We start from the raw sequence: 653 nt of genomic DNA on the forward strand, positions 1-653 counted from the left end.
ACGATCGGGCAGTCTCCCGGCGCGCACCGGTGCGCATGGAGCAGGTGCAGGGCCTGGGCGCGTTCGTCCAGCTCCTTGGGGTTGGCCAGGCTGAACGCGCACACCGCGCCCTCGGCGGTGGTGATCAGCATCAGCTTGGCACCCCAGTAGAAGGCGTGGTGGGAGACGTCGCGCCCGTAGCCGGCGATCTCGCCCATCTCCGAGCGCTGCACCGTCGTCCGCGAGGCTCCGCAGCGCACCGGGGTGCCGTCCATCAGCCGCAGGGAGTCGGCGTAGGAGGGCAGCGCCCGGGCCAGCCGCAGTGCGGTGGTGAACAGGACGTGTCCGAGGTCGCGCAGCCGCCGGTTGTACTCGGACTGGTCGATCAACCGGGGGAACAGGTGGCCTACGCGTTCGGGTGCGGCCCGCAGCCAGTGGCGTTCGTCGTTGTAGCGCAGCAGGACTTGGGCCACGGCCACGCAGACCAGTTCGGCGTCGGTGAGTGCGGGAGGGCGGCCGGGTCCGCGGCGCGGCGGAGGCGGGGGCAGGACATCGTCGTCCAGGTGGACATAGAGTGCGGTGAGAAGGGCGTCTAGGTTTGTCTTCACACACTGATCTTGGCGCCCTTCGTCATGTCCTCGCTACGGTCACCGATTTCCCATCAACGATCTAGA

1 protein-coding gene is annotated in these 653 nt (G+C 68.8%); it reads right to left on the reverse strand.

The annotated features are described in order from the left end of the window. A partial coding sequence (locus tag ABEA15_RS25575) for a hypothetical protein (protein WP_345559629.1) occupies positions 1-587 on the reverse strand: 587 nt, incomplete at its 3' end. Positions 588-653 lie beyond the last annotated feature (66 nt).

The organism is Streptomonospora halophila (assembly GCF_039542725.1).
Classification (GTDB): Bacteria; Actinomycetota; Actinomycetes; order Streptosporangiales; family Streptosporangiaceae; genus Streptomonospora; species Streptomonospora halophila.